The following is a 22803-nucleotide window of genomic DNA, read 5'->3' as shown; positions in this document are numbered from 1 at the left end:
CCTCATAAAACATAACTTTTTCTAAGAATGGTCAGGGGTATCGGATGGTCGGCGCAAAACCTAACGTTTTACGTTCCAGAGTTTAGGCGTCTACCGTTACCCTTAACGCACTGAAAAAAACAGGATTAAAGGCGAGTAAAAACATGTCAAAAAGTGACAAAGCAGGAAAAACAGGCTCATACGTCTTCACCATGCATCGGCTGGGCAAAGTTGTCCCACCGAAGCGGGAAATCCTGAAAAACATCTCGTTGTCCTTCTTTCCGGGCGCCAAGATCGGCGTACTCGGCCTCAACGGTTCGGGCAAGTCGACGCTGCTGAAAATCATGGCCGGCGTCGACACCGAGTTCGAAGGCGAAGCCCGCCCGATGCCCGAGCTGAATATCGGCTACCTGCCGCAGGAGCCGCAGCTGGATCCTTCCAAGACCGTGCGCGAAGTGGTCGAAGAGGCCGTCAGCGTGATCAAGGACGCCCAGGCGCGTCTGGACGAGGTCTACGCCGCCTATGCCGAGCCGGATGCCGACTTCGACAAGCTGGCCGCCGAACAGGCCAAGCTCGAAGCCATCCTGCAGGCCGGCGACGGTCACAACCTGGAGCGCCAGCTGGAAGTCGCTGCCGACGCGCTGCGCCTGCCGGCGTGGGACGCCAGGATCGAGCACCTGTCCGGTGGTGAAAAACGTCGTGTGGCTCTGTGCCGCCTGCTGCTGTCGGCTCCCGATATGCTGCTGCTCGACGAACCGACCAACCACTTGGACGCCGACTCCGTCGCCTGGCTGGAGCATTTCCTTCACGATTTCCCAGGCACCGTGGTTGCGATCACGCACGACCGGTACTTCCTGGACAACGTCGCCGGCTGGATCCTCGAGCTCGACCGTGGCGCCGGTATCCCTTACGAGGGCAACTACTCCGGTTGGCTGGAAGCCAAGTCCGACCGTCTGGCCGCCGAATCCAAGCAGCAATCGGCCCACGAAAAAGCCATGAAGGAAGAACTGGAATGGGTGCGCAAAGGCGCCAAGGCCCGCCAGTCCAAATCCAAGGCCCGTCTGCAACGCTTCGAAGAAATGCAATCGCAGGAATTCCAGAAGCGCAGCGAGACCAACGAGATCTACATCCCGGCCGGCCCGCGCCTGGGTGACAAGGTCATCGAATTCAAGAACGTGTGCAAAGGCTATGGCGACCGCGTGTTGATCGACAACCTGTCGTTCTCCATGCCAAAAGGCGCGATCGTCGGCGTTATCGGCGGTAACGGTGCGGGTAAATCCACGCTGTTCCGCATGCTGATGGGCAAGGAAACCCCGGACTCCGGCAGCATCGAGATCGGCGAAACCGTGCAACTGGCGTGCGTCGACCAGAGCCGCGACGACCTCGACGGCAGCAAGACCGTGTTCCAGCAGATTTCCGACGGTTCCGATCAGATCCGCATCGGCAACTATGAAATCCCGTCGCGCACCTACGTCGGTCGTTTCAACTTCAAGGGCGGCGATCAGCAGAAGTTCGTCAAGGACCTGTCCGGTGGTGAGCGCGGTCGCTTGCACCTGGCCCTGACCCTGAAAGAGGGCGGCAACGTGTTGCTGCTCGACGAACCGTCCAACGACCTCGACGTTGAAACCCTGCGTTCGCTGGAAGAAGCCCTGCTGGACTTCCCGGGCGCCGCCATTGTGATCTCTCACGATCGGTGGTTCCTTGACCGCGTCGCGACCCACATCCTGGCGTACGAAGACGACTCGCAAGCGGTGTTCTTCGAAGGCAACTACACCGAGTACGAAGCCGACCGTAAGAAGCGCTTGGGCGACGCGGCGGCCCAGCCGCATCGCGTACGTCACAAAAAACTGGCCTGATTGGGCTGGTTTGAACAAACGGAGCCCTCGGGCTCCGTTTTTTTTGGGATATTTTCAGGAATACCGCGTTGAATTCATTCGCGAGCAAGCCCGCCCCCACATGTGATCGGGTTCCAACCTTGAAATGCGGTCGAATGTGGGAGGGCGCTTGCCCCCGATAGCGGTCTACCTCTTGGTGCGTCCCTCAGATTTTAAATCCCCTTTTAAGTGCATAAACCCAAGTAAAACTGGATACAGTTATATCCAATGCACCATTTAAATTCACAAAGGCGACATTTTGCCCTGTCGCGGTGCGAAACGAATTGATAAAGTCCGGCCCAATCTCTGTTTGACAACAATCAATTTGCCGAGACTGTTCATGACCGAATCCGTCGAATCCTTCCTCGCCCGCCTCAAGAAACGCGACCCCGACCAGCCGGAATTCCACCAGGCTGTAGAAGAAGTGCTGCGCAGCCTGTGGCCGTTTCTTGAAGCCAACCCGCACTACCTGAACTCCGGCATTCTGGAGCGCATGTGCGAGCCGGAACGCGCGATTACCTTCCGGGTGTCGTGGGTGAACGATCATGGCAAAGTCCAGGTGAACCGTGGTTTCCGGATCCAGATGAACAGCGCCATCGGCCCCTACAAGGGCGGCCTGCGTTTCCATCCGTCGGTGAACCTGGGTGTGCTGAAATTCCTCGCCTTTGAACAGACCTTCAAAAACTCCCTGACCTCGCTGCCCATGGGCGGCGGCAAAGGCGGCTCGGACTTTGATCCAAAAGGTAAGAGCGACGCCGAAGTCATGCGCTTCTGCCAGGCATTCATGAGCGAGCTGTACCGCCATATCGGTGCGGACGTGGACGTACCCGCCGGCGATATCGGCGTGGGTGCCCGCGAAATCGGCTTCCTGTTTGGCCAGTACAAGCGGCTGAGCAATCAGTTCACCTCAGTGCTGACCGGCAAAGGCATGACCTACGGCGGCAGCCTGATTCGCCCGGAAGCGACCGGTTTCGGTTGCGTGTACTTCGCCGAAGAAATGCTCAAGCGCGACGGCCTGCGCATCGAAGGCAAGCGCGTGGCGGTGTCCGGCTCCGGCAATGTGGCGCAATACGCGGCGCGCAAGGTGATGGACTTGGGCGGCAAGGTGATTTCCCTGTCCGACTCCGAAGGCACGCTGTACGCCGAAAGTGGCTTGACCGAAGCGCAATGGTCGGCGCTGCTGGAATTGAAAAACGTACAGCGCGGGCGCATCAGCGAACTGGCCGAGCGTTTCGGCCTTGAGTTCCGCCAGGGCCAAACGCCTTGGGAGCTGGCCTGCGATATCGCGCTGCCCTGCGCCACCCAAAACGAGCTGGATGCCGACGCTGCCCGCATCTTGTTGCGCAACGGCTGCATGTGCGTGGCTGAAGGCGCCAACATGCCCACCACCCTTGAGGCTGTGGATATCTTTATCGCGGCGGGCATTCTGTTCGCACCGGGCAAAGCGTCGAATGCCGGTGGCGTGGCGGTGAGTGGTCTGGAAATGTCGCAGAACGCCATGCGCCTGTTATGGACCGCCGGAGAAGTGGACAGCAAGCTGCATGGCATCATGCAGTCGATCCACCATGCTTGTGTGCATTACGGCGAAGCAGACGGCCGGATCAACTACGTGAAAGGTGCGAACATCGCAGGGTTTGTGAAAGTGGCCGATGCGATGCTGGCGCAAGGCATCGTTTAAACCTCGGGTTCGACACGCAGCACCTCGATCAACTGATCGCCGACGGGGCGTTTCCACAGTACCTCGTCGCCGACCTGGGCCCCGAGCAATGCGCGACCCAGGGGCGATCCCCAGTTGATCAGGCCGGCGTTGGCGTCAGCCTGGTCTTCGCCGACCAATTGAACACGCTGCTGTTCATCCTGTTCATTGGCAAACGTCACCCAACTGCCGATCTGCACCTTGTCGCATGAGGTCGCCGGCGGCACGACCTGAGCGCTTTGCACCCGTTGGTTGAAGTAACGCAAATCCCGCTCAAGATCCGCCTGGCGCTGCTTATCGGCCTTTTCGCCCTTGGCGGACTCGGCGCTGTACTCGAGTTGCAACTGCGCAACCTTGGCTTGCAACTGCGTCAACCCTTGCGCGGTGAGGCGATTGGGCTGCTCACTGACCTGGCGCTCCACCGGCTGATCGGCCTGGGCGGCGGCGTTGTCTTCATTTACAAAAGCTCGGCTCATGGTGTTCTCCCTCTATGGAGCTTGGGCCATGGTCGCCGCGCTTTAGTTTCGACGGATGTCTGAGAGCGACCTATTGCGAGCGATAGGCCCGCGCCGCATCTCGATCCTTCTCCTGCTGCCAGGCGCGTTCGCGGTCGTCCCAGTGGTTGTTCTTGTAGTCGCGCAGTTCCTCGTTCTCGCGCATGGCCTTGCACTGGCGGAAACCGTCCTCCCAGCCTTCGGCGTAAAGCCGGTCCTTCAGATAGCGCGGTACGTTCTTGCGAAACACCCCGGTAATCACTCCGGCTGCCTGACGGCCGCTGCTGCAACCGTCGTCAAAGCCATCGGCAAAAGCGGGTGGATAACCGCGGGCGAGTAATTCCTGATGGGTGGACTGGCAACCCGACAATCCCATCACCGCACACAGCAATACCGCATACCGCCACATGACGTACTCCCTGGCCGTTTCACGGCTGATAAGGGAAGTTTAGAAGGGGATTTGTCGGGAGGGTGTGAAGGCGAGGTGATAACGGTGTTGGGTCTACGCTGTTTTCGAAATCAACGCCGTACCTGTGGCGAGGGAGCTTGCTCCCGCTGGACTGCGCAGCAGTCCCATTCTTTCTAAACAAAGAGCGGGGCCGCTTCGCGGCCCAGCGGGAGCAAGCTCCCTCGCCACAGAGACCGTGTTGTTCCTTAACTTGCCCCCATAGCGGTGCGTCAGATACGCCGCAAACGCAGCCTCGCCAAGTTTGCGTCAGTAGTGATACCACTTCACTTCAAGCATCACTTCATTCACCGGTGTCGACAAGTGGCTGTACTCACGCTGGGCGCTCAGGCGCAGGCCGAGGTTACGCGACAGTTCCCACTGTTGGTTCAGGCTGAGGCTGCGTCGCACTTCGCCATTGGTGAAGAAATCGCCTTTGGCTTCCAGGCTCAGGTTGCCCAGCGGGTTTTTCCACAGCACGCCGGTGTTGAAGCCGGCGGCGGGGGAGATGGCTTCGCTGAAGTCGTTGTTGTGCTCCACACGCACGGTACCGAGGGCGAAGCCGAGCATGTCGTCGCGCAGTTGCCAGGTGCCGCCGGCGCCGCCGTTGACGTGGGCCACCAGCGTTTCGTCGTCGTGTTTGCCCGGCACACGTTCCAGGCCGCCGGTGACTTGCCAGGACCACGGCTGCAACAGGGCATTACGCGGCGTCAGGGAGCGGATGGTGGCCAGGTCCAATTGTTGCAGTTGCCAGTGGTTGCCTTCGTACTGGCGCAGCTTCATTTGCAGGATTTCGATCTGCGCGCCCAGGGGGAAGCCTTCGGCGTTGTCGTTGAGGTCGTGATAGGCCATGCGCAGGCCGTATTCGCCGAAGGCCTTGTCGCCACGGGTGCCGATGCCGGCTTGCCAGGTGCGTGATTCATGGCCGTTTTCCGGCAGGCCGGGGGGCGTGATCTTAAGGTCCGGCGCGGGGTTCTGGTTGATCGCACGCAACAGTTCGAAGCTTCGTTGGGAGCGTGCGGTGTCACGCTCAAGACCATTGGCGCGGTAGCGGCCCAGGCGATAGGCGGCGTCGATGATCAGCGCCTGGCGGTCGCGTGGCAGGGCCTTGAAGGCGGGCGCCTGCAATTGCGTCTGGTCGTCGCTGACCTTCAATACCCATTGTTGCTCGTCACCGTCCAGCGGCTTGGCGCGTTCCAGCAGTTCGCGCTCGCGTGAAGGCCGGTAGTCGATTCTCTCGACCAGGCCCGCATCTTTAACGGCTTTGACCGTGTCGGTCGGGATGGCGGTGAGCGGGAATTGTTCGGTCAGGCGCAGGCCGGGGCGGGCCACTTGCAGCAGTTCCAGCAGGCGATAGGAGCAGTTTTCGTCGAAGAAGAAGTAGTCGAACTGGATCTGCTTGAGCTCCCAGACGTGCTCGACCATGCGCTCGGTCTCGACCTGGGTGAGGTTGAGGCGGTATTCCCACAGATCGCGGTTTTCGAGGCTGCGGTACTCGGAAAGTTTTTCCTGGTACGGCACCAGCGCGAACAGGCCGGGGTAGCCGCCCATCAGGCCTTTCCAGGCGTAGAGTATGCTGTTGTCGGAGCCTTCGATGTAGGCGCCGAAGTTGATCGCGTAGCTGAGCAGCGCCGTGTTGTTGCTCTGCACGTCAGCCTGGTCGATACGCAGCAGGGTGTGGCCGAACATTGACGATGGGCTGTTGAGGTAGGCCGCCGGGAAGATCATCACCGCGCTGTGGGGGGCGACGTCCTTGAACCATTGCTTGAATTCTGTGCAGTCCACGGCCGGCAGGTCGGTCAGGTGCAACTGATCCTTGAGCCAACGGGTACGTGCGGGGTAAACGCATTGGGCGTGTTTTTCACCCAGGCTGGCCGGAGCGTAAAGCGCTTCAACGGTGGCCTTGAGTTCGGCGTCCGGATGGTGGGCACCCTCGGTGGCGAGGAAAAACTTCTTTTCGCTGACATAACTGCGCCAGCCTTTGAGCTTGCCGGCTTCGTAATGGCCCAGGGACAGCCAGAACGGATCGTTGGCCAGTTGCTGCAAACGTTGATCATCAAGATGCGGTGCCGCGTACAGCGGGGCGCAGGCGAAGAGTGCCATCCAGGCAAAGCGTTTGAGCATAGGGGCAACTTAAGTCGGAAATTAGAGAGACCCAAAGGGGGGGCGGGTCCAAAAATAAAACCCGCGCCTGGGGAGGCGCGGGTGGGTCGAGCTTAAGCCTGGGTGGCGTATTTCGCCAGACGGGCGTCACCTTTCAGTACTGCCAGGGTGTTGTTGTGCACATCATCAGCGGTTACGTCGGCCTTGCTGAAGATTTGCTGGAAGTGTTCGTGAGTCACGGCAGCAAAGTGCTCGCGATCTTCCGGCGCAACGCCCAGTACCACGGCGTAGGTGGTCAGTGCTTCACCATTACCCTTGGCCATGTCTTCGGACAGTTCGTTCATCATGCCATTCATGGCAATCCAGGACTTGCCGCCGTAGGTCAGCGCGCTGTTGGTGCTGCAACCGTTGGTGCCCGAGGTCATGCCGAAGGTGGCGTTACCCGAAGTGCCGTTGGTGGTGGACGCCAGGAAGTGAGCTGGGGTACCGCGCTGGCCTTCGAACAACATGTTGCCCCAGCCGCAGTTCGGGCCACCTGGTGATTCAGCCATTGCATTGAGGGAGACAACGGTGAAGAGAGTACCGAGAAGGATCCGTTTCATAGCTTTGTTCTCTTTGTGTGCAAACCAATGGACAAGGGTTCAGGCACTTTCATAGCGCCCTAGGGGCCAGTTATTAGTCCAACCCGCGCAGTTTGGAGTTTAGGCACGTTCCAAGGGTTCCGTGGTTTTTTATAAAACAATCAGCATTGTCGCGATTTTTTTGTAGGACGCATCCCGTGTCCAGGCTTTCCCAACGGCGCGCCTTGCCAGAGCGCGCAAGGGGGAGCCAGAATGCCGACATCTGCCCCGCCTGATGTAAGGAAGCCCGATGCCTGATCCTGTTGCTGCCAGCTTGCGTCTAGCGCCCGAAGCGCTGACCCGTCCTTTCTCCGCTGAACAGTTCAGCTTCTCGACCACCAATGATTTGGAGCCCTTTCGCGGTGTGCTTGGCCAGGAACGTGCGGTCGAAGCGTTGCAGTTCGGTGTGGCCATGCCACGCCCCGGTTACAACGTATTTGTGATGGGCGAGCCGGGAACCGGTCGCTTTTCGTTCGTCAAACGCTACTTGAAGGCTGAAGGCAAGCGCATGCAGACCCCGGCGGACTGGGTCTACGTGAATAATTTCGATGAGCCCCGCGAGCCCCGCGCCCTGGAATTGCCAGGCGGCGCGGCGGCGGCGTTCATCGCCGACATCAATGGCCTGGTCGACAACCTGGTCGCGACCTTCCCGGCCGTGTTCGAACACCCGACCTATCAGCAGCGCAAAAGCGCCATCGACCGCGCCTTCAACCAGCGTTACGACAAGGCCCTGGACGTGATCGAGCGCCTGGCCCTGGAAAAGGACGTGGCGCTGTACCGCGACAGTTCCAACATCGCCTTCACGCCGATGCTCGACGGCAAGGCGCTGGACGAAGCCGAGTTCTCGCAGCTGCCGGAAGCCGACCGCGAGCGTTTCCACACGGATATTTCCGAGCTGGAGGAACGCCTGAACGAAGAGTTGGCGAGCCTGCCGCAGTGGAAGCGCGAATCGAACAACCAACTGCGCCAGTTCAACGAAGAAACCATCACCCTGGCCCTGCAACCGTTGCTGGCGCCGCTGTCGGAAAAGTACGCCGAGAACGCAGCCGTTTGCGGTTATCTGCAAGCCATGCAGGTGTACTTGCTGAAAACCGTGGTCGAGCAACTGGTCGATGACGCCAAGACCGACGCCCAGGCGCGCAAACTGCTCGAAGAGCAATACTGCCCGAGCCTGGTGGTGGGCCATCCGGTCAACGGTGGTGCGCCGGTGGTGTTTGAACCGCACCCGACCTACGACAACCTGTTTGGCCGTATCGAATACAGCACCGACCAGGGCGCGCTCTATACCACTTATCGCCAGTTGCGCCCCGGCGCCTTGCACCGTGCCAATGGCGGGTTCCTGATTCTCGAAGCCGAAAAAATGCTCAGCGAGCCGTTTGTGTGGGACGCCCTCAAGCGGTCTCTGCAATCGCGCAAACTGAAGATGGAATCGCCTTTGGGCGAGCTGGGCCGCCTGGCCACCGTGACCCTCAACCCGCAGATGATCGCGCTGCAGGTCAAGGTGATCATCATCGGCTCGCGCCAGTTGTACTACGCGTTGCAGGACGCCGATCCGGACTTCCAGGAGATGTTCCGGGTGCTGGTGGACTTCGACGAAGACATCCCGATGGTCGACGAAAGCCTGGAGCAGTTCGCCCAGTTGCTCAAGACCCGCACTTCGGAAGAAGGCATGGCGCCGCTGACGTCGGACGCGGTGGCACGGTTGGCGACCTACAGCGCACGGCTGGCGGAGCACCAGGGGCGTTTGTCGGCGCGCATCGGCGACTTGTTCCAGCTGGTCAGCGAGGCGGACTTTATCCGTCACCTGGCGGGCGATGAGATGACCGACGCCGGCCACATCGAGCGCGCGCTCAAGGCCAAGGCCACGCGGACCGGGCGGGTATCGGCACGGATTCTCGACGACATGCTCGCCGGGGTGATCCTGATCGATACCGCCGGTGCGGCCGTCGGCAAGTGCAACGGGCTGACGGTACTGGAGGTGGGCGATTCGGCCTTCGGCGTGCCGGCGCGGATTTCCGCCACGGTGTACCCGGGCGGCAGCGGTATCGTCGACATTGAGCGCGAGGTCAACCTCGGCCAGCCGATCCACTCCAAGGGCGTGATGATCCTCACCGGCTACCTGGGCAGTCGGTATGCCCAGGAATTCCCGCTGGCGATCTCGGCGAGTATTGCGCTGGAGCAGTCCTACGGTTATGTGGACGGGGACAGTGCGTCCCTGGGCGAGGCGTGCACGCTGATCTCGGCGCTGTCGAAAACTCCGCTCAAGCAGTGTTTTGCCATCACCGGCTCGATCAACCAGTTTGGTGAAGTGCAGGCGGTGGGCGGGGTCAACGAGAAGATCGAAGGCTTCTTCCGCCTCTGCGAAGCGCGCGGCTTGACCGGCGAGCAGGGGGCGATCATTCCCCAGGCCAACGTCGCCACGCTGATGCTTGATGAGAAGGTGTTGCAGGCCGTACGCGCCGGGCAGTTCCATATCTACGCCGTACGTCAGGCGGACGAAGCCTTGAGCCTGCTGGTGGGTGAGGACGCCGGTGAGCCGGACGCCGAAGGGCAGTTCCCGGAAGGCAGCGTCAACGCCCGCGTGGTCGAGCGTTTGCGTGCAATTGCCGAGATGATCAGTGAAGAAGACTTGAAGGAGGCGGAAAAGGAGTTGGCGCAGCAGGCGTTGGCTGAGGCCAAGCCGAGCTGACGGGTGGCGGTGCTGATCGGGCTATTCGGTTAAAACACCGAATTTGCAGAATGAATCAGATCCCAATGTGGGAGGGGCGGTGCGACGATTCGACCTGCTCCCTCCCACAATGGAAACTCGGCGCTTCCAGGCCTGTGGCCGCCATAAAATTGACTCTGTTCTGGGGGCCGACACCGTTGGTCCCTACAGCCTTGGTTTGTCGTGTTTTTCTTCTATTCTTTACTTCAGGGATATCCACAGGAGTCGCTGGATAGAAACAGCCTCGCCATGGGCCGGGGTTGAACACCGATCTACCGAGGGTCGCCGCCATGTCGCGCAACCTCTGTCTTACCCGCCAGTGCTTAGGCCTGGTCACCCGTATCGAATGTTCCATTCGCCCGCTCGCGGGGGATACCGGAATGTGGACCTTGTTGTTTGCCGCCGGCATGTCCGGTGAACAGCCTTCCACCATCAAGTCCGAAGGTCCGTTTCATGGGCCCTTTGCGGCACAGGCCATTCTGGCATCCATCGTCGACAGCTTGACGATGTACGGCTATGAGCCGGCGTGCGATCCGCCGATCTGGTGCCTGCACATGCAGGCCCATCTACGACGGCTCAATGGCAACGCTGAGCGGCTTGCGCTGTAGGCCTGGTCATTTGCTTTCGGGCTTGTCCAACGTGACCTCGAAGCCATATTGCACGGTGCTCAGGTCGGTGCGCTGGTAGCTTTCCAGTGCCGTCGGCCGGCCGTAGAAATAATGCACGTCAAACATCGCCGTGCCGTATTCCTCTGCGCGGTGGCTGACGCCGAGGATTTCCTTGAGGTACTGGCCGCTGGCGTCCTTGGCGTAGAAGCGCCAGCTGTCGGCGGGGAACGCCTTCTGATCGACGATCAACGCGTTGTCCTTGATCGACAGGCCCTTGGGCAGCTTGGCCGCATCCATCTCGCCCTTCTCGATGGTTGCCAGGAACAGCGGGATCGAACCCACCACGAAGGCCGGGTTTTCCGGGAATAGATTGAGATCGTAGGTGAGCGTGCCGCGGGCCGGGTTCAGCTCGTAGGCTTCGGTGGGCAACTCGATGGGTTCACCGCGTTCGCCTTTTTCGTCGGCGGCAAAGAAGGTCACCGGCGATTCGCTGCTGTTGCGCTCGGCGCCCACCAAGTCATCGTTGAACGTGAACGGATGGTCGAACACGATATGCGCGGCGCTGGCATCGTCGATGGACTGGCTGATGGTGACGCTGCTTTTGAGTTGCTCTTCGGTCATGGACGCGTCTTTGAGCCAGCCGGCGGCGCTGTCGTCGTACACGGTCACTGGCATCGGCAGCGGTTGTACGGTCTTTTCCAGGCTGTTTTTGTCGAAGCGCCGCACCGGCAGGTCGAGGTCTTTGCGGGTCACGGTGGCGTTGGAAAAGTCCAGTACGTTGACCTGCAGGTTGTCGATCAGGCCGTTGAAGTAGACCTTGGCGTAATGGGTAGTCTGTGTGTGCTCGAAGGCTTTTTGCTCGTCGGAGAGCTGTTTTTCGAACGCGTCGGACCAGGCCTTCTGTTTTTGCATCTCGGCCAGTTGTTTCTCATAGAACGCCACCTGCGCGGCGCTTTCGTTGATCGAGCCCGAGCGTGTGAGAAATTGCCCGGTGGTGTCCCGTGCCTGAACCAACAGCGGGTTCGGCGATTCGTCGGCCACCTCGGGGGCGAGCGCGGCGCTATTGGTCAGTTCGATCTCGGCGTAGTTCTTTTCAAGCAGCAGCAAATGGACGGTGACATTGCCCTCGGTGCGTGGGTGGCCTACGTCTTTTTTCGACAGGTCGAACGTCAGCACCTTGCTCGGCGCGACCACTTCGACCACACCTTTAAGGTTGACCGGCTGCGGCTGGCTCTTGTTTTCCGTCTCGATGCCGTCGATGAACGGGTAGGTCACCGTCAGGTCATCGGGGTTGGTCAGGTTGGAGCTGCTGGGGCTCAACTGGATGCCGGGGTCGGTTTCCGACCATTCCGGCTGGAAGGGAATGACTTTGTTGTTGCTCAACGTGACTGACTGCCATTCCAGCCCGTGGGGGAAGGGGAACTGGTCCGGCATATTGAAGTTGAACGGGAAGACCGGCTGCAGATCCGTGAGGTAGTCAGAGTGCGAGTTTTTGCGCAGCACGAACAGGCCATTGATGTAGGTATCCACCAGCGCTTGCGGCGTGGGGTAATGCTTGAGCAGGGCCAGTGCATCTTCGCCGTACTCGGGTTCGATGGGCTTGGTGGCGAGCTTGCCCCGTGCGCGCTCCAGCAACAGCAGCGAACCGCCGAGGTCGGCGATGGCGTCGCGCAGCTTGGGGTCCTGAATGCTGTCCAGGGACTGTTCGAATTTGGTGGTTTTCTCTTCAAGGGTCGACTGTTTCTGCTCATCGCTGGGAGAGCAACCGCCACCCATCAACAATGCCGCACACAGGCCGATACCGGCCAAGGGAGAGCGCACATCCATCATCTGAGTTTTTTCCTGTCCGACATCATCGAGCCGAGTTGATGGGCTCGACACTAGCAGAAAAATTCTCTTACAGATGCCGCCCAGGTCAGTTTTCTCGTGATGACAGGCGTCTTGCGGCGGCTGGTATACTCGCCGCCATTTCTAGCCAAGCTGTGTGAGACCCCATGGAACGCTTTATTGAAAATACGATGTACGCTTCACGCTGGCTGCTGGCGCCCATTTATCTGGGGTTGTCCCTGGGCCTGCTGATCCTGGCGCTGAAATTCTTCCAGGAAATCATCCACGTGCTGCCCAACGTGTTTTCCATGCTGGAGGCGGACGTGATCCTGCTGCTGTTGTCGTTGATCGACATGGCGCTGGTCGGTGGCTTGCTGGTGATGGTGATGATTTCCGGCTACGAGAACTTCGTCTCGCAGCTGGACATCGATGACAACAAAGAGAAACTCAACTGGCTGGGCACCATGGACTCTTCGTCGCTGAAGATGAAAGTGGCGGCCTCCATCGTGGCGATTTCGTCGATCCACTTGCTGCGCATCTTCATGGACGCCAAGAACGTCGATCCGCAGCACCTGATGTGGTACGTGATCATCCACATGACCTTCGTGATCTCGGCGTTCGCCATGGGTTACCTGGACAAGCTCACCAAGCACTGATGCCCTGGGCCGGCCTTACTGCTCGACGAAGTAGTAAGGCTGGCGATTGATGGCCATCTGCTTGATCACCTTGACCTGAGGGTCCAGCCCATTGGTGTGGTCCAGCAACGCAACGTTGCCGGGCTTGGCGGCCAAGTAGTGTTGCAACTCGGCCTCGGTTTGCAGGATCGGCAGATAGGCCTGCAGGTAAAACACGCTGGCCCCGGCGATACGCTCATTGGGCTGAAACAATACGACTTCCTTGCCTTCATCCTTGAGCGCCTGTACCTGGCTGATCACCGGTACGAATGACTGGCGCACATCGGCCTTGGGCGCGAACCAGAACGCCGCGATCAGGTAGCAACCCACCGCCAGTGTGAACACGCCGCCCACCAGCGGCCTGTGGTGTTTGTAGAGTGAGGGTTTGCGAGCTTTCAGCCATTGCAGCAACACCCGCGCATATTCCGCGCCCAGCACCGCGGCGGCGGGGGTGAGTGCCATCAAGTACACCGTGCGTTTGCTCGACGCCAGGGTCAGCAACGTAAATTGCGCCACCAGCCAGACGCTGAAAAACAGGCGATAGCGGTCGCGTACCAGGCTTTTACGGAAATGCCACAGCCCCAGGTACACCAGGATGTTCCACGGCAGGAACGCCTCGGGCAGCTTGGCAATGTAGTAATAAAACGGCTCGTAATGCCCCGCCTCGACGAACGAGCCGCTGAACCGCCCGACGCTGTTGGTCCACAACACTTCGCCGACCGCCTGCATGCCGCCGCGCTGGAACAGAAAGCCCAGCCAGATCAGCAGCGGCACCAATGCCAGCAGCGTGAACACTGCCGGTTTGAGCCAGTCGCCAAGGCGCAGGCGCTTGTCCATCAGACTGGTGCTGGCCAGGTACACGAAGATCACGATGCCCGGCAGCGCCAGGCCCAGCACACCCTTGCTCAGGGTGGCGATCACCATGCCGGCGGTAAACAGCGCCCATGCACCGGTATTCGGACCTTCGCGCTCGGGTCTCACGGCCTGATAGAACGCCAACAGGGCCGTGGTCACGCCGAGGCTGAGCAATGAATCTTCACCCACGCCGCGCACGTTGCTCCAGTAACTGGCCATGGTCGCCAGCATCAGGGCCGCGCTGAACGCCAGCGTCTGCGGGCGTCCAAACCGGCGCAGCATCCCGTAGAACAGCAGCACACTGAACAATCCGGCAAACGCCGACGCCAGGCGCACGGCCCAGGTGGTCGCGCCAAACAGACGTATCGCCCCAGCGTCCAGCCACAGGCTCAAGGGCGGCTTTTCCAGGAAGGGCTCGCGGAACAACTGCGGCACCACCCAGTTGTTGTCCAGGTGCATGGCCATGGCGATCCCGGCGACCCGGGCTTCGGTGGAGCCTTGCAGTTCGTGGTTGCCCAGGGCAAAGAAGAACAATAGAGCGGCGAGCAGGAGCAGCAGGGAAACGGGGCGTGTCATGGGGTGTGGCTACCGAGGCAGTGGGCCGCTCGGGGGAGCGGCCGTGGCAGTCGGTTAGTATCTGTTGGTGTTTCTGAACGTTTCGTGAACGGGTGTTGGTTTTTTTGTTATTCAGGTATTACGGCGCCTTCAAGCTGGGCAGCGCCGCTTTACCCTGGGCGGTCAATACCGGTTCCAGTTGCTCCCAGGTAAAGGTCAATTCGTTGTCGCACCCGTCGCCGTTGGCGCGTGTCGAGAGCTGCATGCCCTGGGTGTTGAAACTCAGGTCGAACGTGGAATAGCTGGTGACCGCCGGGCATCCCTCATCGGTGCTGGTTTGCTTGGCCAGCCATGTCTTGAATGACGCTGGCAGCGTCACTTCGCCGGAATAGGCGTCATACCATCGCTGATGCCCGCCCAGCCAGGTCCAGGGATCAACCGACTCGCCCGTCTGCACGTTCCAGGAATGCAGCCCCCAACTGATGCCCCGGGCACCCATGCCTGCGGTCCAGCGGTAGAACTTCACGGTGATCCACTGCGACGACCAATACGTCGGCTCAACCGTGATTTCACTGGTGAGGGCCGAGCCGTTTCGGCCCAGGTACTCGCGACGTTCGCGCAAGTAGTCGACTTGATCGTCGTCATTGATGGCCAGCGCCGCGAGTTGCTGATTGATTTTCTGCACTGGCGCGCTATCTCCCTCAAGCTTGAGCGTGACGCGGGCACCTTGGGTCTTGAGCACATAGCGGTGATCGGCGAAGGATTTTTTCTCCGTCTTGACCGGCAGCGGCGCCGCCTCCAGAGGCGCGTTGTAGGCATCACTGCCGCAGCCGTCGCTTGGCGTGCCGACACGTTGCAAGGTGATCGGCAATGGCTTGCCGCCTTTCGTTTTGCTCCAAACGCCCGCCAGCGTATCGCCGGGGCGATTGTCCAGCGTCCAGAACCCGGTATTGCCTTCTTCGGCCCACGGCGCGTTGTCGCTGGCCTGGGTCAATTGAATCGGCGTGAGGATGCGCTGGTAGTAATAACTGCCATGCTCCCCGTCAGCGCCGTTGAAACAGGCGGTAATGGCGGACTTACCCAGGGTGCCGGTCCAGACGCCGGCCAGGTCGGCAGCGTTGGCGAGCAAGGGCGCGCAGGCGAGCGCGATGACAGCGAAGGGCTTGAACACGGGTATCTGACTTCCGGTTGTCTGATGGGGCGCTCAGGGTAATGGGAAGTCGGGTGGACTCCAAGGGGGGGAGGGGGTTGCGGCGTCTCGCCCCCTGGGGGTTTTAGGGGGGAAGAGCTTGGGTGTCAGTGAATGACTGGGTGTCCAGAATGCGGTTGATCAGCAGCTCGCTCAACACGATCAGTTGCTGAGTCCCCAGTAGTTTGTGACGGTGTGCGCCGTCGAGTTCGAAGGCCAGGTCGGTGGTCATTGCGTTCAGGGAGGCGAGGGTTTCGCTGGTTTGGACCAGCAGGGTTTCGAGCGGGACATCCGGTGCGACGGAGAAGAGGGTGGCTGAAGGCGGATTTGGTGTGATCTTTTTCATGGCTGAAACTCCTTGATTGATGGAGTCGCCAGACATCGCTGCTAAACGAAAAGGGTGGCGACTGTACGCGGGTTAGCAGACCAGGAATCAAGGAACCCAGCGCACCCGAAAGTGCCCCACGCACAGCCGCCATAACGCGAACCAGTCGACGCCATTGGCATCGTTGGAGCGGAGGGTGGCTTTGCAGGCCTTGATATTAACCGAGCTGCTAAACCCGGTCGCTGATTTTGCAGCGACCGGGGAAGGCTATCCGTGTCGGTCAATGCGCGCCAGTTCACCAGTGGCGCGACATCTTGAAGGAAAATTCTGAAGCGCCGTCCCTGCGGCTCCCAATCCCAAGTTAACCCACTCAAACCTGAGAAATAAACAGGCAGAGTCCGGCCGTAAAGCAAATACGAGTCTGCAATGATTTGAATTTCATGATGTTCCCGCCCACGCTCATAAAGCCAAAATAATCGGATGTCGACATTCCAGTGTCTTTGTATTCGCACGACTTATCGGGTCATCGGCTGCTTTGGCATTGGCATGCTGTACAGCGCTGTATATTGCTTAATGCGCTTTGGGTGCATCGTCGTCGAGCCATAAACGCTCGATATTTTTGAAACCATAACGTTGCGGCGGCACCCGCGCAATAATACGATCGGGTTGGTTAGGGGTGCTCAGGTCTATTATTTGGTGGGGGATATAGATATTTAACGCCGGCAGGAAAAACACTTTTATTTTTGGCGTCAATAATGAGTCGGCATGTTGTTCTATCACCACACCGATACCGCCGCTTTGCAATTGCACGATAGAACCGACGGGATAAATACCCACGGATTTTAAAAACGCGCGGAATACGTCATCGTCAAAATGCCCTTCCCATGTCGACATTTGCTGGATAGCGACGGCAGGGTCCCAGGCCTGGTTATACGAACGGTCCGAGGTAATTGCGTCGTAGACATCGCAGACCGCGGCCATCCGCGCAACAAGGCTAATCTGGTTACCGGACAACTGATGGGGATAGCCGGTGCCGTCGATTTTCTCGTGGTGATGCAGGCACACATCCACGACCATCTCGCACATCTGCGCAGTGGCCAATAGTGTTTTTTCACCTTCAAGCGGATGGGTTCGCACCACCTGTAATTCGTCATTGCTCAAGCGACCAGGCTTATTGAGGATGGCGCCGGGAATCGCCATTTTGCCGATATCGTGCAGCAACCCGGCCAGCCCTACATTGTGAATCAGGGCGGTGGACAGGCCCATCTGATTGCCCAGTGCGATCATCAACGCACACACGGCGACCGAATGCATGTAGGTGTAGTCGTCGATGCTTTTCAGGCGTGCCAGGCTGATAAAGGCATTGGGATGGCGTGCGATGGAGCTTGAAATATCGTCGACCAGCGCGCCGATATGCTCCAACTCCAGCGCCCGGCCCATGCGGGCATGGCCGAACATTTCGACCACCGCTGACTTGGCGCGGCCACAGATCGCCTGCGCGGCAATCAGTTCGTCTTTCATGGATGTTGGCGGCGCCAAGGTGGCCGGTTCTGCCGGGTCAGAGGCGGGTTGAACATCGCACTCCTGGGTGCAGGGGGCCTCCATGCGATCCCGCCAAAATGGCTTTGCCTCGCCGGGTGCTCGATCCTTGAGTTCATTGCCCTTCAAAATGGTATGCCTCTGCTGATGGACTTCTTATTACGCATCTAGAAGAGGATGCGCGCGCCTCGGATACTGGTGACCCCACCGATGTTGTTATAAGACTTTGGTAGTAAAGGTAGTGTGGGAGCAACGAATAACCTCCCGGGCCAGTTGAAGCGGCACTGGTGTCGTAATGACATTAGCATGGGTGTGGTATTTGAAGGGCATTTGAAAAAAAATAACGAGGGGGTTTATCGTTAAAGCAATGGGTGGTTTGTGTTTGTCTATCCAGTTGATGGGGTGGAATTGATAGTTCGCTAACTTGCTAGTTTGGATGTTGAGAATGATTAAGGTTGAAAGGGGGTTGTAATAAGTAAGACGTCCGTGGACGTCTTTAAATGTTAATTTGGCGGGCCTCTGTCTGCTGGCAATCCTTGATCAGATCGCCCGCTCGAGCAACTGCGCCTCGGCGATTTGGCCATCTTGATAACGCAGCAACACCTGGTGTTCACCTTGATTGAATAGCGATTGGTGCAACTGGCGGGTGTCGAATGGACCCTGCGCCAGCGTACCGGCAACGCTGTCCAATTGCGTCGTGAAGTTTTGGCTTAGCGAGGCGTCGAGACTGAAGACGCGTGAGCTGGTCAGTTCCATCTGCGAGCTGTACACACTGCGACTCTGGCTGGCGATAGCGTCGAGCGGCCCCAGACTTTCAAGTACCTTGGCTGCAGCGCTGCAGTGACGTTGCTGCGGATCAGCCATATAGCGCAAGGCGCTGCTCACAACCTGCAACTGAGTAGCTTGCAAGTATCCACTCACCCAACTTTCCATCTTCGTCAGGCTGCCTTTCAGCGCTTGGCGGGCACTGTCTGCCCCGAACAGCTTGTCGGCCTCGACAGCCTGGGCGACGTCCAGCTCTTCTTTCATTTTGCGGTCGAAGAATTGCCTCAGAGCCGTGATCTGGCTGTGCTGGCTTTCGAGGGTCTGCACAGCGTAGTGACTAATGCCGTCTTGCGCGTAGTGGTCGAGCAGGTCCTGGGTATAGTCGACCATTCCGGCGAGCGATTCCCAGCGGGCTTCGTCCAGTTCGTGCAGCACGCTGTCGAGCTGGCGTTTAATGGCGTTCAGCTTTTCGTTGATATCGTGCAAGTGCTTCTGCCCCACGGCTGAGGACACCGCGTTCCACACCGCGCCGCTGAGCAGTACATTCTGCAGGTCTTCAGGCAATGACAGGCTGGCCTGCTCGCTGATCTTGCTACCGGTACGCACGAAAGCTCTGACGCTGCCATCATTGTTGGCGTTTTTGGTCAGTGTCTCGAAGGGCAGGCTACACACTACATAGTTGCCCCTGGACACCTCTCCTAGCGCGGCAAGCCCCGGTAAATTGGCCAGCAACGGGCTGAGCGCGTTGATCTGGTCGGTGGGTAGCGCACGATGTACGCCTGCAGGTGGTCGCTGCAGCACGTTGAGTTTCAGCAGTGTTTCGCCTTGGCCGTTCTGCACGACCAGCTCCGAAGCGCCCGGCGTGGAGTCGGGGGCGACAGTGGTCGTCGCAGGTGAGCATGTCACAGGCGCTTCGTGGCGCAGGCGAATCCAGCCCATCTGGGCCACAAATGGCACGGTCACCCGGTAGGCTTCGGCAATGCTGCTATGCAGGCCGAAGCCTAACGTGGCGACGGCGCCTATGGGGTTCAGGCGAAACCCCGTAGTTGCCACAGTGAACAACGCCGCGCTGCTTGCCGCCGACAGACCGACTGCAGTGCCAGAACTGACTGAGAGCGCGTCCTTGAGGTTGAACAGCCCGGCCAGCACCTTGGTACTGGTGGCGCGCTCAAAGCGATCTTCGGGCGCCAACTCACGCCAACCGGCACCGAACAGCGCCAAGGCGATCTGACGTTCCTTGTCGGCGACGGAGCGGCTCGCTGCATCGCTGCCATTGAGCTTCTGAAAAACGTCGTTGACGATTTCGGCATAGGGCACAGCGGACTTTTTCAGGAAGCGGCGCGTCAGGTTCATCGCCGAGTGTCCGCCGAATTGCTGCAGTTCGTGTCCCAGCAGCTCGAGCTGCTGTTGTTCGTAGCCGGCAGGTCGGGAGCTGTGTTTGGCTTGTACCAGCTGCTTCTTGATGTCCGCGTCCAGACCGGCGCGGCCTCTTGAGAAGTCGGTGATGATGTCCACCAACATGTCCACTTCATCGGGCTTGGCGCTGAGCAGGCTGGCGAAGAGTTCGTCGTCGCAATCGATTCCTGTAGTTGCCATCGTGTTCTTGCCTCTCGGTGTCTAAATCAGGTTCAGGGGAGTCGCCGGCCAATATGAAGCGTGGGCTGGATTGCGCTAATTTGCCGTCGGCGGCTGCGTGGCCACTACCAGTTGAACCTCCACTCGACGGTTGAGGGCACTGGCGGGGTCTATGCCCGGTTTGGGGCGTGAGTCACCGTAGCCTGCCACCACCACGCGCCGTGCCTGCTGTGGCTCAATCGCCTGAATCAGCAGCTTGCGAGCCTCGCGTGCCCGTGCGGCAGACAGGGTGTAGTTGTCGTCATACACCGTGCAAAAACGCTCATAGTCGGTGACCGGGCGGGAAACCGGCAGGTTGTCGGTATGCCCCTCTACCAGCACTTGTCCCTGGCCGTAATCCTTGATGAAGGTGGCCACCCGTGCGCTGAGCAGGGTCAGTGCGCCCTGGGCGGCAGGGGTAATGCAGGCGCTCCCTCGAGCGAAGGCATTGTCGGGGAGGGTCAGACGGCGGTTCTGAATGTCGATGTCCACCAGATCCGTTTCGCCGGTGCGCTGCAGGTCCGACTGCATAGCGGCCAGCAGTTTGCTCAGGCTTGCCCGCTGGGCTACGTCGCCTTTGCTGCGCTCTTCTTGACGAGCGGCCTCCATCTGCTGCTTCTCAACTGCCATCGCAGCCTCGGCCGCTTTGTTTTGCAGCACCGACACCACAAGCATCAGCATCACTACGGCCATTACCCCAGCCATAAGGTCGGAGATCGAGACCCATTCATTGGGTTTTTCTTTCATGGCCGCCTCACGCTGTCAGAGGCTCGTCGGAAGGCTTGCGTGCCAGCGGCTGCTGGGCTTGATCGGCCATCTGCTGGAGCAGGGCAACCGTAGAGCCCGCCGCTTGCTGCAGGGGTTGCAGGTGGTTGGAGAACTGCTGCCCGACCTTTTCCGCCAGCGCTTGGGGCAGGTTGGCGGCCTGCTGCGTGCCTTGCTGCGTGCTGGTTGTCAGCGTCTTGAGTTGGGAGGACAGCTGCGCCAGGTTTTTCACCGCTTCGCTGAGCAGTTGGCCGCGCTGGTGCGGGTCGCTGCGCAGCTCACCTGCCAGTTTTTCGAGCACTAGCAGGGTTTGCGTGCCTTGGGCGAGTAGTTCCTGGAAATGCCCATGCAACTTGTCAAAGCTATCAGGCAGCTCTTTCAACTGTTCGAGCTTCTTGCCCGTGGCTCGCATGTTCCTATTACTCTCAGAGATATCAGTCAGCCCTTGAGTGATCTGTTCTCCCAGCGTCCTCATGTTTTTTTCCATCTGACTGATGGCGCCGTTGAGCTCGTCGTTGGTCGTCGTGAACATCGCGCTGGCGTTGGTCTGAGCCCTGTTGGCCCCTTCGATGTTGCGGCTCACGCTCGCCATCACCTCATTGACCTCGCCAGAGAGCCGGACCACGGCCTCGGAAATATTGTCAGTAGCCGATCGCAGGTTCTCCGACATCGTAGTGGTGTTGTGAGTAAAGTCCTGGCTCATCCGGTTGACGTTATCCATCATCCCGGTCTGCAGCTCGTTCATTACGTCACTCAGGCGTGAGATGTTGGCATCGAGACTGCCCTGCATCGTCTGCAGATGGGCATGGAAGTCATCGTTGAGCTTGTCGATGGCCGCACCGACGCTCTTCTCCATGGTTAATACGCTGCCTTCCAAGGCGCTTGCGGATTGGGCCAGCTGCTTCGCGGCTTTACCCATGGTAGTGCCGGCTTGCTCGAGCGTATTGAGGTTGTTGGTACTGGCGGTGACGAACAACTCCAGGCTCTGCTGGCTGGCTTGTGTATGCGCGCCAACTGCCTGTGTCGCTTCGATACCTTTAGTCGAAAGTGTGGCCAACTCATCAAACCGCTCTTGCAGATGAGTCGCCTGCGCGCGGTCTGCGTCGAGTTGCGCGCCATGCTGCTCAGTCAGGGTCGCCAGCAAGGTTTGGCTGTGGCGCTCACGGCGCTCACTTTCATCTCGCACGTGCTCCCATTGCAGGTTAGCGGTCTGTTGTAGGCGCTCCGTCAACTGGTGGCCGTGTTCGAGTGTTTGCCCCAGCCCGGTGAGCTGCTGGCTCGACTGTTCCAGTTGCGCCTGTAGGCGGCCGAGGCCAGCGTCGAGGCCCAACAGGGTTTCTCCTTGGCCCTCAAGCAGGTCCAGGCGCGGCAGGTGGGCGGCGTAGCGAGCCAGTGCCGCGAGATAACCTTCCGCTCCGCTGAGTTGTTGCAACTGCTGCAGTTGCCCCTCCAGATTGGCGGCGGTGCGCGCGAACTGCTCATCGCAGGTTTGTCCACGTTTCAACTCGATCAGCTTAAGCTGCTTGAGTTCATTGCCCAGCAATTGGCTCTGACCGGCAATGGCCTGTACCAGTTGCTCACCGACGGTTGCCAGGGCCTTCCGGGTGAGTTGGTCACGGAGCTCGGTTGCGTTCTTGTGCTGATCCCGGCGGTTGTCGATGTCGCGCTTCATGCGGTCGACGCACCAGCCGGTCCGGCGGCTTTCAGCGGACCAGCGGGCGGAGTCCCACAGTTTCAGCGCGATAAAAGCGATGATCCCCCAGGTCGAGGTTTTGAACTTGGTACCCAAGTCTTTCATCATGCCCGTGAGCTGGCCCAACGAGTCGCTCATTGCGTTCAGAGAATCGGCGTTTCCCTGAAGGATTCCAGAGGCTTTGTCCAAGGCCATGCCCAGGCCCAGGAAGGTTCCCAGCAAGCCGACGATTAACAGCAGCCCGGGCATATTGGCGACGATGCGTTCGGGTAGAGTGGCCACTGCCTGGTTCAACTCACCAAGTGCCCCGTGCTCAATGTCCAGCGCGCCCTTGTGCGTGCCGCCTTGCCAGTTGCGCTCCCAAGCCGGAGCGCGGCCGAACACCTCGGCGGTGATCAGTGAAACCAGCATGCCACCTATGATCACCGTGCAGAATACCAACTCCAACGGGTTCCCCAACGATGGCGATAGGAACT

17 protein-coding genes are annotated in these 22803 nt (G+C 59.6%); 5 read left to right on the top strand and 12 right to left on the bottom strand.

Going from position 1 to position 22803, the window contains the following annotated elements; translation table 11 throughout:
• Positions 1–143: 143 nt before the first annotated feature.
• Together ettA and gdhA are read left to right on the top strand one after the other, a co-directional pair.
• The gene (gene ettA, locus PSH66_RS25455; protein WP_305427857.1) at positions 144–1835 is read left to right on the top strand and encodes an energy-dependent translational throttle protein EttA; all 1692 of its coding nucleotides are present in this window, start codon (positions 144–146) and stop codon (positions 1833–1835) included.
• A 358-nt stretch (positions 1836–2193) separates the two neighbouring features.
• Positions 2194–3531, top strand: a complete 1338-nt coding sequence (gene gdhA, locus PSH66_RS25450) for an NADP-specific glutamate dehydrogenase (protein WP_003176196.1) — start codon at positions 2194–2196, stop codon at positions 3529–3531.
• Here the strand turns inward: gdhA and PSH66_RS25445 are convergent.
• The 4 genes from PSH66_RS25445 to PSH66_RS25430 all read right to left on the bottom strand — a co-directional run bounded on the left by PSH66_RS25445 (position 3528) and on the right by PSH66_RS25430 (position 7193).
• Positions 3528–4025, bottom strand: a complete 498-nt coding sequence (locus tag PSH66_RS25445) for a GreA/GreB family elongation factor (protein WP_003176195.1) — start codon at positions 4023–4025, stop codon at positions 3528–3530. The two genes, gdhA and PSH66_RS25445, sit on opposite strands and share 4 nt — an antisense overlap.
• Positions 4026–4095: 70 nt before the next feature.
• Positions 4096–4452: a hypothetical protein gene (locus PSH66_RS25440; RefSeq protein ID WP_305427856.1), complete on the bottom strand. Its 357-nt coding sequence runs from the start codon at positions 4450–4452 to the stop codon at positions 4096–4098.
• Positions 4453–4758: 306 nt separating this feature from the next.
• Positions 4759–6612, bottom strand: coding sequence for a DUF4105 domain-containing protein (locus tag PSH66_RS25435; protein WP_305427855.1), 1854 nt, complete (start codon positions 6610–6612; stop codon positions 4759–4761).
• A 92-nt stretch (positions 6613–6704) separates the two neighbouring features.
• A complete protein-coding gene (locus tag PSH66_RS25430; RefSeq protein WP_003176192.1) occupies positions 6705–7193 on the bottom strand; it encodes a DUF3015 domain-containing protein in 489 nt (162 codons plus the stop codon).
• Between the two features lie 268 nt (positions 7194–7461).
• Between PSH66_RS25430 and PSH66_RS25425 the strand changes: the two genes are divergently transcribed.
• Both PSH66_RS25425 and PSH66_RS25420 read left to right on the top strand, forming a co-directional pair.
• Entirely contained in the window at positions 7462–9900 is a 2439-nt protein-coding gene (locus PSH66_RS25425) for a Lon protease family protein (protein WP_003176191.1), read from the top strand.
• A 308-nt stretch (positions 9901–10208) separates the two neighbouring features.
• Entirely contained in the window at positions 10209–10526 is a 318-nt protein-coding gene (locus PSH66_RS25420; protein ID WP_003176190.1) for a hypothetical protein, read from the top strand.
• Positions 10527–10532: 6 nt separating this feature from the next.
• Here the strand turns inward: PSH66_RS25420 and PSH66_RS25415 are convergent, their stop codons facing one another.
• Positions 10533–12356, bottom strand: a complete 1824-nt coding sequence (locus tag PSH66_RS25415) for a hypothetical protein (protein WP_305427854.1) — start codon at positions 12354–12356, stop codon at positions 10533–10535.
• A 164-nt stretch (positions 12357–12520) separates the two neighbouring features.
• Here PSH66_RS25415 and PSH66_RS25410 point away from each other — a divergent pair, with 164 nt between their 5' ends.
• Positions 12521–13009 (top strand): TIGR00645 family protein, encoded by a 489-nt coding sequence (locus PSH66_RS25410; RefSeq protein WP_003176188.1) that lies wholly within the window; start codon positions 12521–12523, stop codon positions 13007–13009.
• 15 nt (positions 13010–13024) lie between these two features.
• Here PSH66_RS25410 and PSH66_RS25405 read toward each other — a convergent pair whose 3' ends face one another.
• The 7 genes from PSH66_RS25405 to PSH66_RS25375 all read right to left on the bottom strand — a co-directional run bounded on the left by PSH66_RS25405 (position 13025) and on the right by PSH66_RS25375 (position 22774).
• Positions 13025–14458 (bottom strand): glycosyltransferase family 39 protein, encoded by a 1434-nt coding sequence (locus PSH66_RS25405; protein ID WP_141063474.1) that lies wholly within the window; start codon positions 14456–14458, stop codon positions 13025–13027.
• A gap of 118 nt (positions 14459–14576) precedes the next feature.
• Positions 14577–15608: a hypothetical protein gene (locus tag PSH66_RS25400; RefSeq protein ID WP_305427853.1), complete on the bottom strand. Its 1032-nt coding sequence runs from the start codon at positions 15606–15608 to the stop codon at positions 14577–14579.
• Positions 15609–15711: 103 nt separating this feature from the next.
• Entirely contained in the window at positions 15712–15972 is a 261-nt protein-coding gene (locus PSH66_RS25395; protein ID WP_305427852.1) for a DUF6124 family protein, read from the bottom strand.
• A 549-nt stretch (positions 15973–16521) separates the two neighbouring features.
• Positions 16522–17619 carry an HD-GYP domain-containing protein gene (locus PSH66_RS25390; protein ID WP_305427851.1) on the bottom strand — a complete coding sequence of 366 codons (1098 nt, stop codon included), beginning with the start codon at positions 17617–17619 and terminating at the stop codon, positions 16522–16524.
• A 411-nt stretch (positions 17620–18030) separates the two neighbouring features.
• Positions 18031–19851, bottom strand: a complete 1821-nt coding sequence (locus tag PSH66_RS25385) for a hypothetical protein (RefSeq protein ID WP_305427850.1) — start codon at positions 19849–19851, stop codon at positions 18031–18033.
• 75 nt (positions 19852–19926) lie between these two features.
• Positions 19927–20616, bottom strand: a complete 690-nt coding sequence (locus tag PSH66_RS25380; RefSeq protein ID WP_305427849.1) for an OmpA family protein — start codon at positions 20614–20616, stop codon at positions 19927–19929.
• A gap of 7 nt (positions 20617–20623) precedes the next feature.
• Positions 20624–22774: a hypothetical protein gene (locus PSH66_RS25375; RefSeq protein WP_305427848.1), complete on the bottom strand. Its 2151-nt coding sequence runs from the start codon at positions 22772–22774 to the stop codon at positions 20624–20626.
• Positions 22775–22803: the final 29 nt, after the last annotated feature.

The organism is Pseudomonas sp. FP597 (assembly GCF_030687435.1).
GTDB classification, from domain to species: Bacteria; Pseudomonadota; Gammaproteobacteria; order Pseudomonadales; family Pseudomonadaceae; genus Aquipseudomonas; species Aquipseudomonas lactucae.
Note: the sequence above shows the minus strand (reverse complement) of the source record. Positions and strands in the feature narration are given on the sequence as shown.

Bases quoted from the DNA above. Each gene is read 5' to 3' on its own strand.
- PSH66_RS25440 (WP_305427856.1), bottom strand. From the start codon at position 4,452: ATGTGGCGGTATGCGGTATTGCTGTGTGCGGTGATGGGATTGTCGGGT.
- PSH66_RS25430 (WP_003176192.1), bottom strand. From the start codon at position 7,193: ATGAAACGGATCCTTCTCGGTACTCTCTTCACCGTTGTCTCCCTCAAT.
- gdhA (WP_003176196.1), top strand. From the start codon at position 2,194: ATGACCGAATCCGTCGAATCCTTCCTCGCCCGCCTCAAGAAACGCGAC.
- PSH66_RS25405 (WP_141063474.1), bottom strand. From the start codon at position 14,458: ATGACACGCCCCGTTTCCCTGCTGCTCCTGCTCGCCGCTCTATTGTTC.
- PSH66_RS25395 (WP_305427852.1), bottom strand. From the start codon at position 15,972: ATGAAAAAGATCACACCAAATCCGCCTTCAGCCACCCTCTTCTCCGTC.
- PSH66_RS25385 (WP_305427850.1), bottom strand. From the start codon at position 19,851: ATGGCAACTACAGGAATCGATTGCGACGACGAACTCTTCGCCAGCCTG.
- PSH66_RS25435 (WP_305427855.1), bottom strand. From the start codon at position 6,612: ATGCTCAAACGCTTTGCCTGGATGGCACTCTTCGCCTGCGCCCCGCTG.
- PSH66_RS25425 (WP_003176191.1), top strand. From the start codon at position 7,462: ATGCCTGATCCTGTTGCTGCCAGCTTGCGTCTAGCGCCCGAAGCGCTG.
- PSH66_RS25410 (WP_003176188.1), top strand. From the start codon at position 12,521: ATGGAACGCTTTATTGAAAATACGATGTACGCTTCACGCTGGCTGCTG.
- PSH66_RS25420 (WP_003176190.1), top strand. From the start codon at position 10,209: ATGTCGCGCAACCTCTGTCTTACCCGCCAGTGCTTAGGCCTGGTCACC.
- ettA (WP_305427857.1), top strand. From the start codon at position 144: ATGTCAAAAAGTGACAAAGCAGGAAAAACAGGCTCATACGTCTTCACC.
- PSH66_RS25380 (WP_305427849.1), bottom strand. From the start codon at position 20,616: ATGAAAGAAAAACCCAATGAATGGGTCTCGATCTCCGACCTTATGGCT.
- PSH66_RS25415 (WP_305427854.1), bottom strand. From the start codon at position 12,356: ATGATGGATGTGCGCTCTCCCTTGGCCGGTATCGGCCTGTGTGCGGCA.
- PSH66_RS25445 (WP_003176195.1), bottom strand. From the start codon at position 4,025: ATGAGCCGAGCTTTTGTAAATGAAGACAACGCCGCCGCCCAGGCCGAT.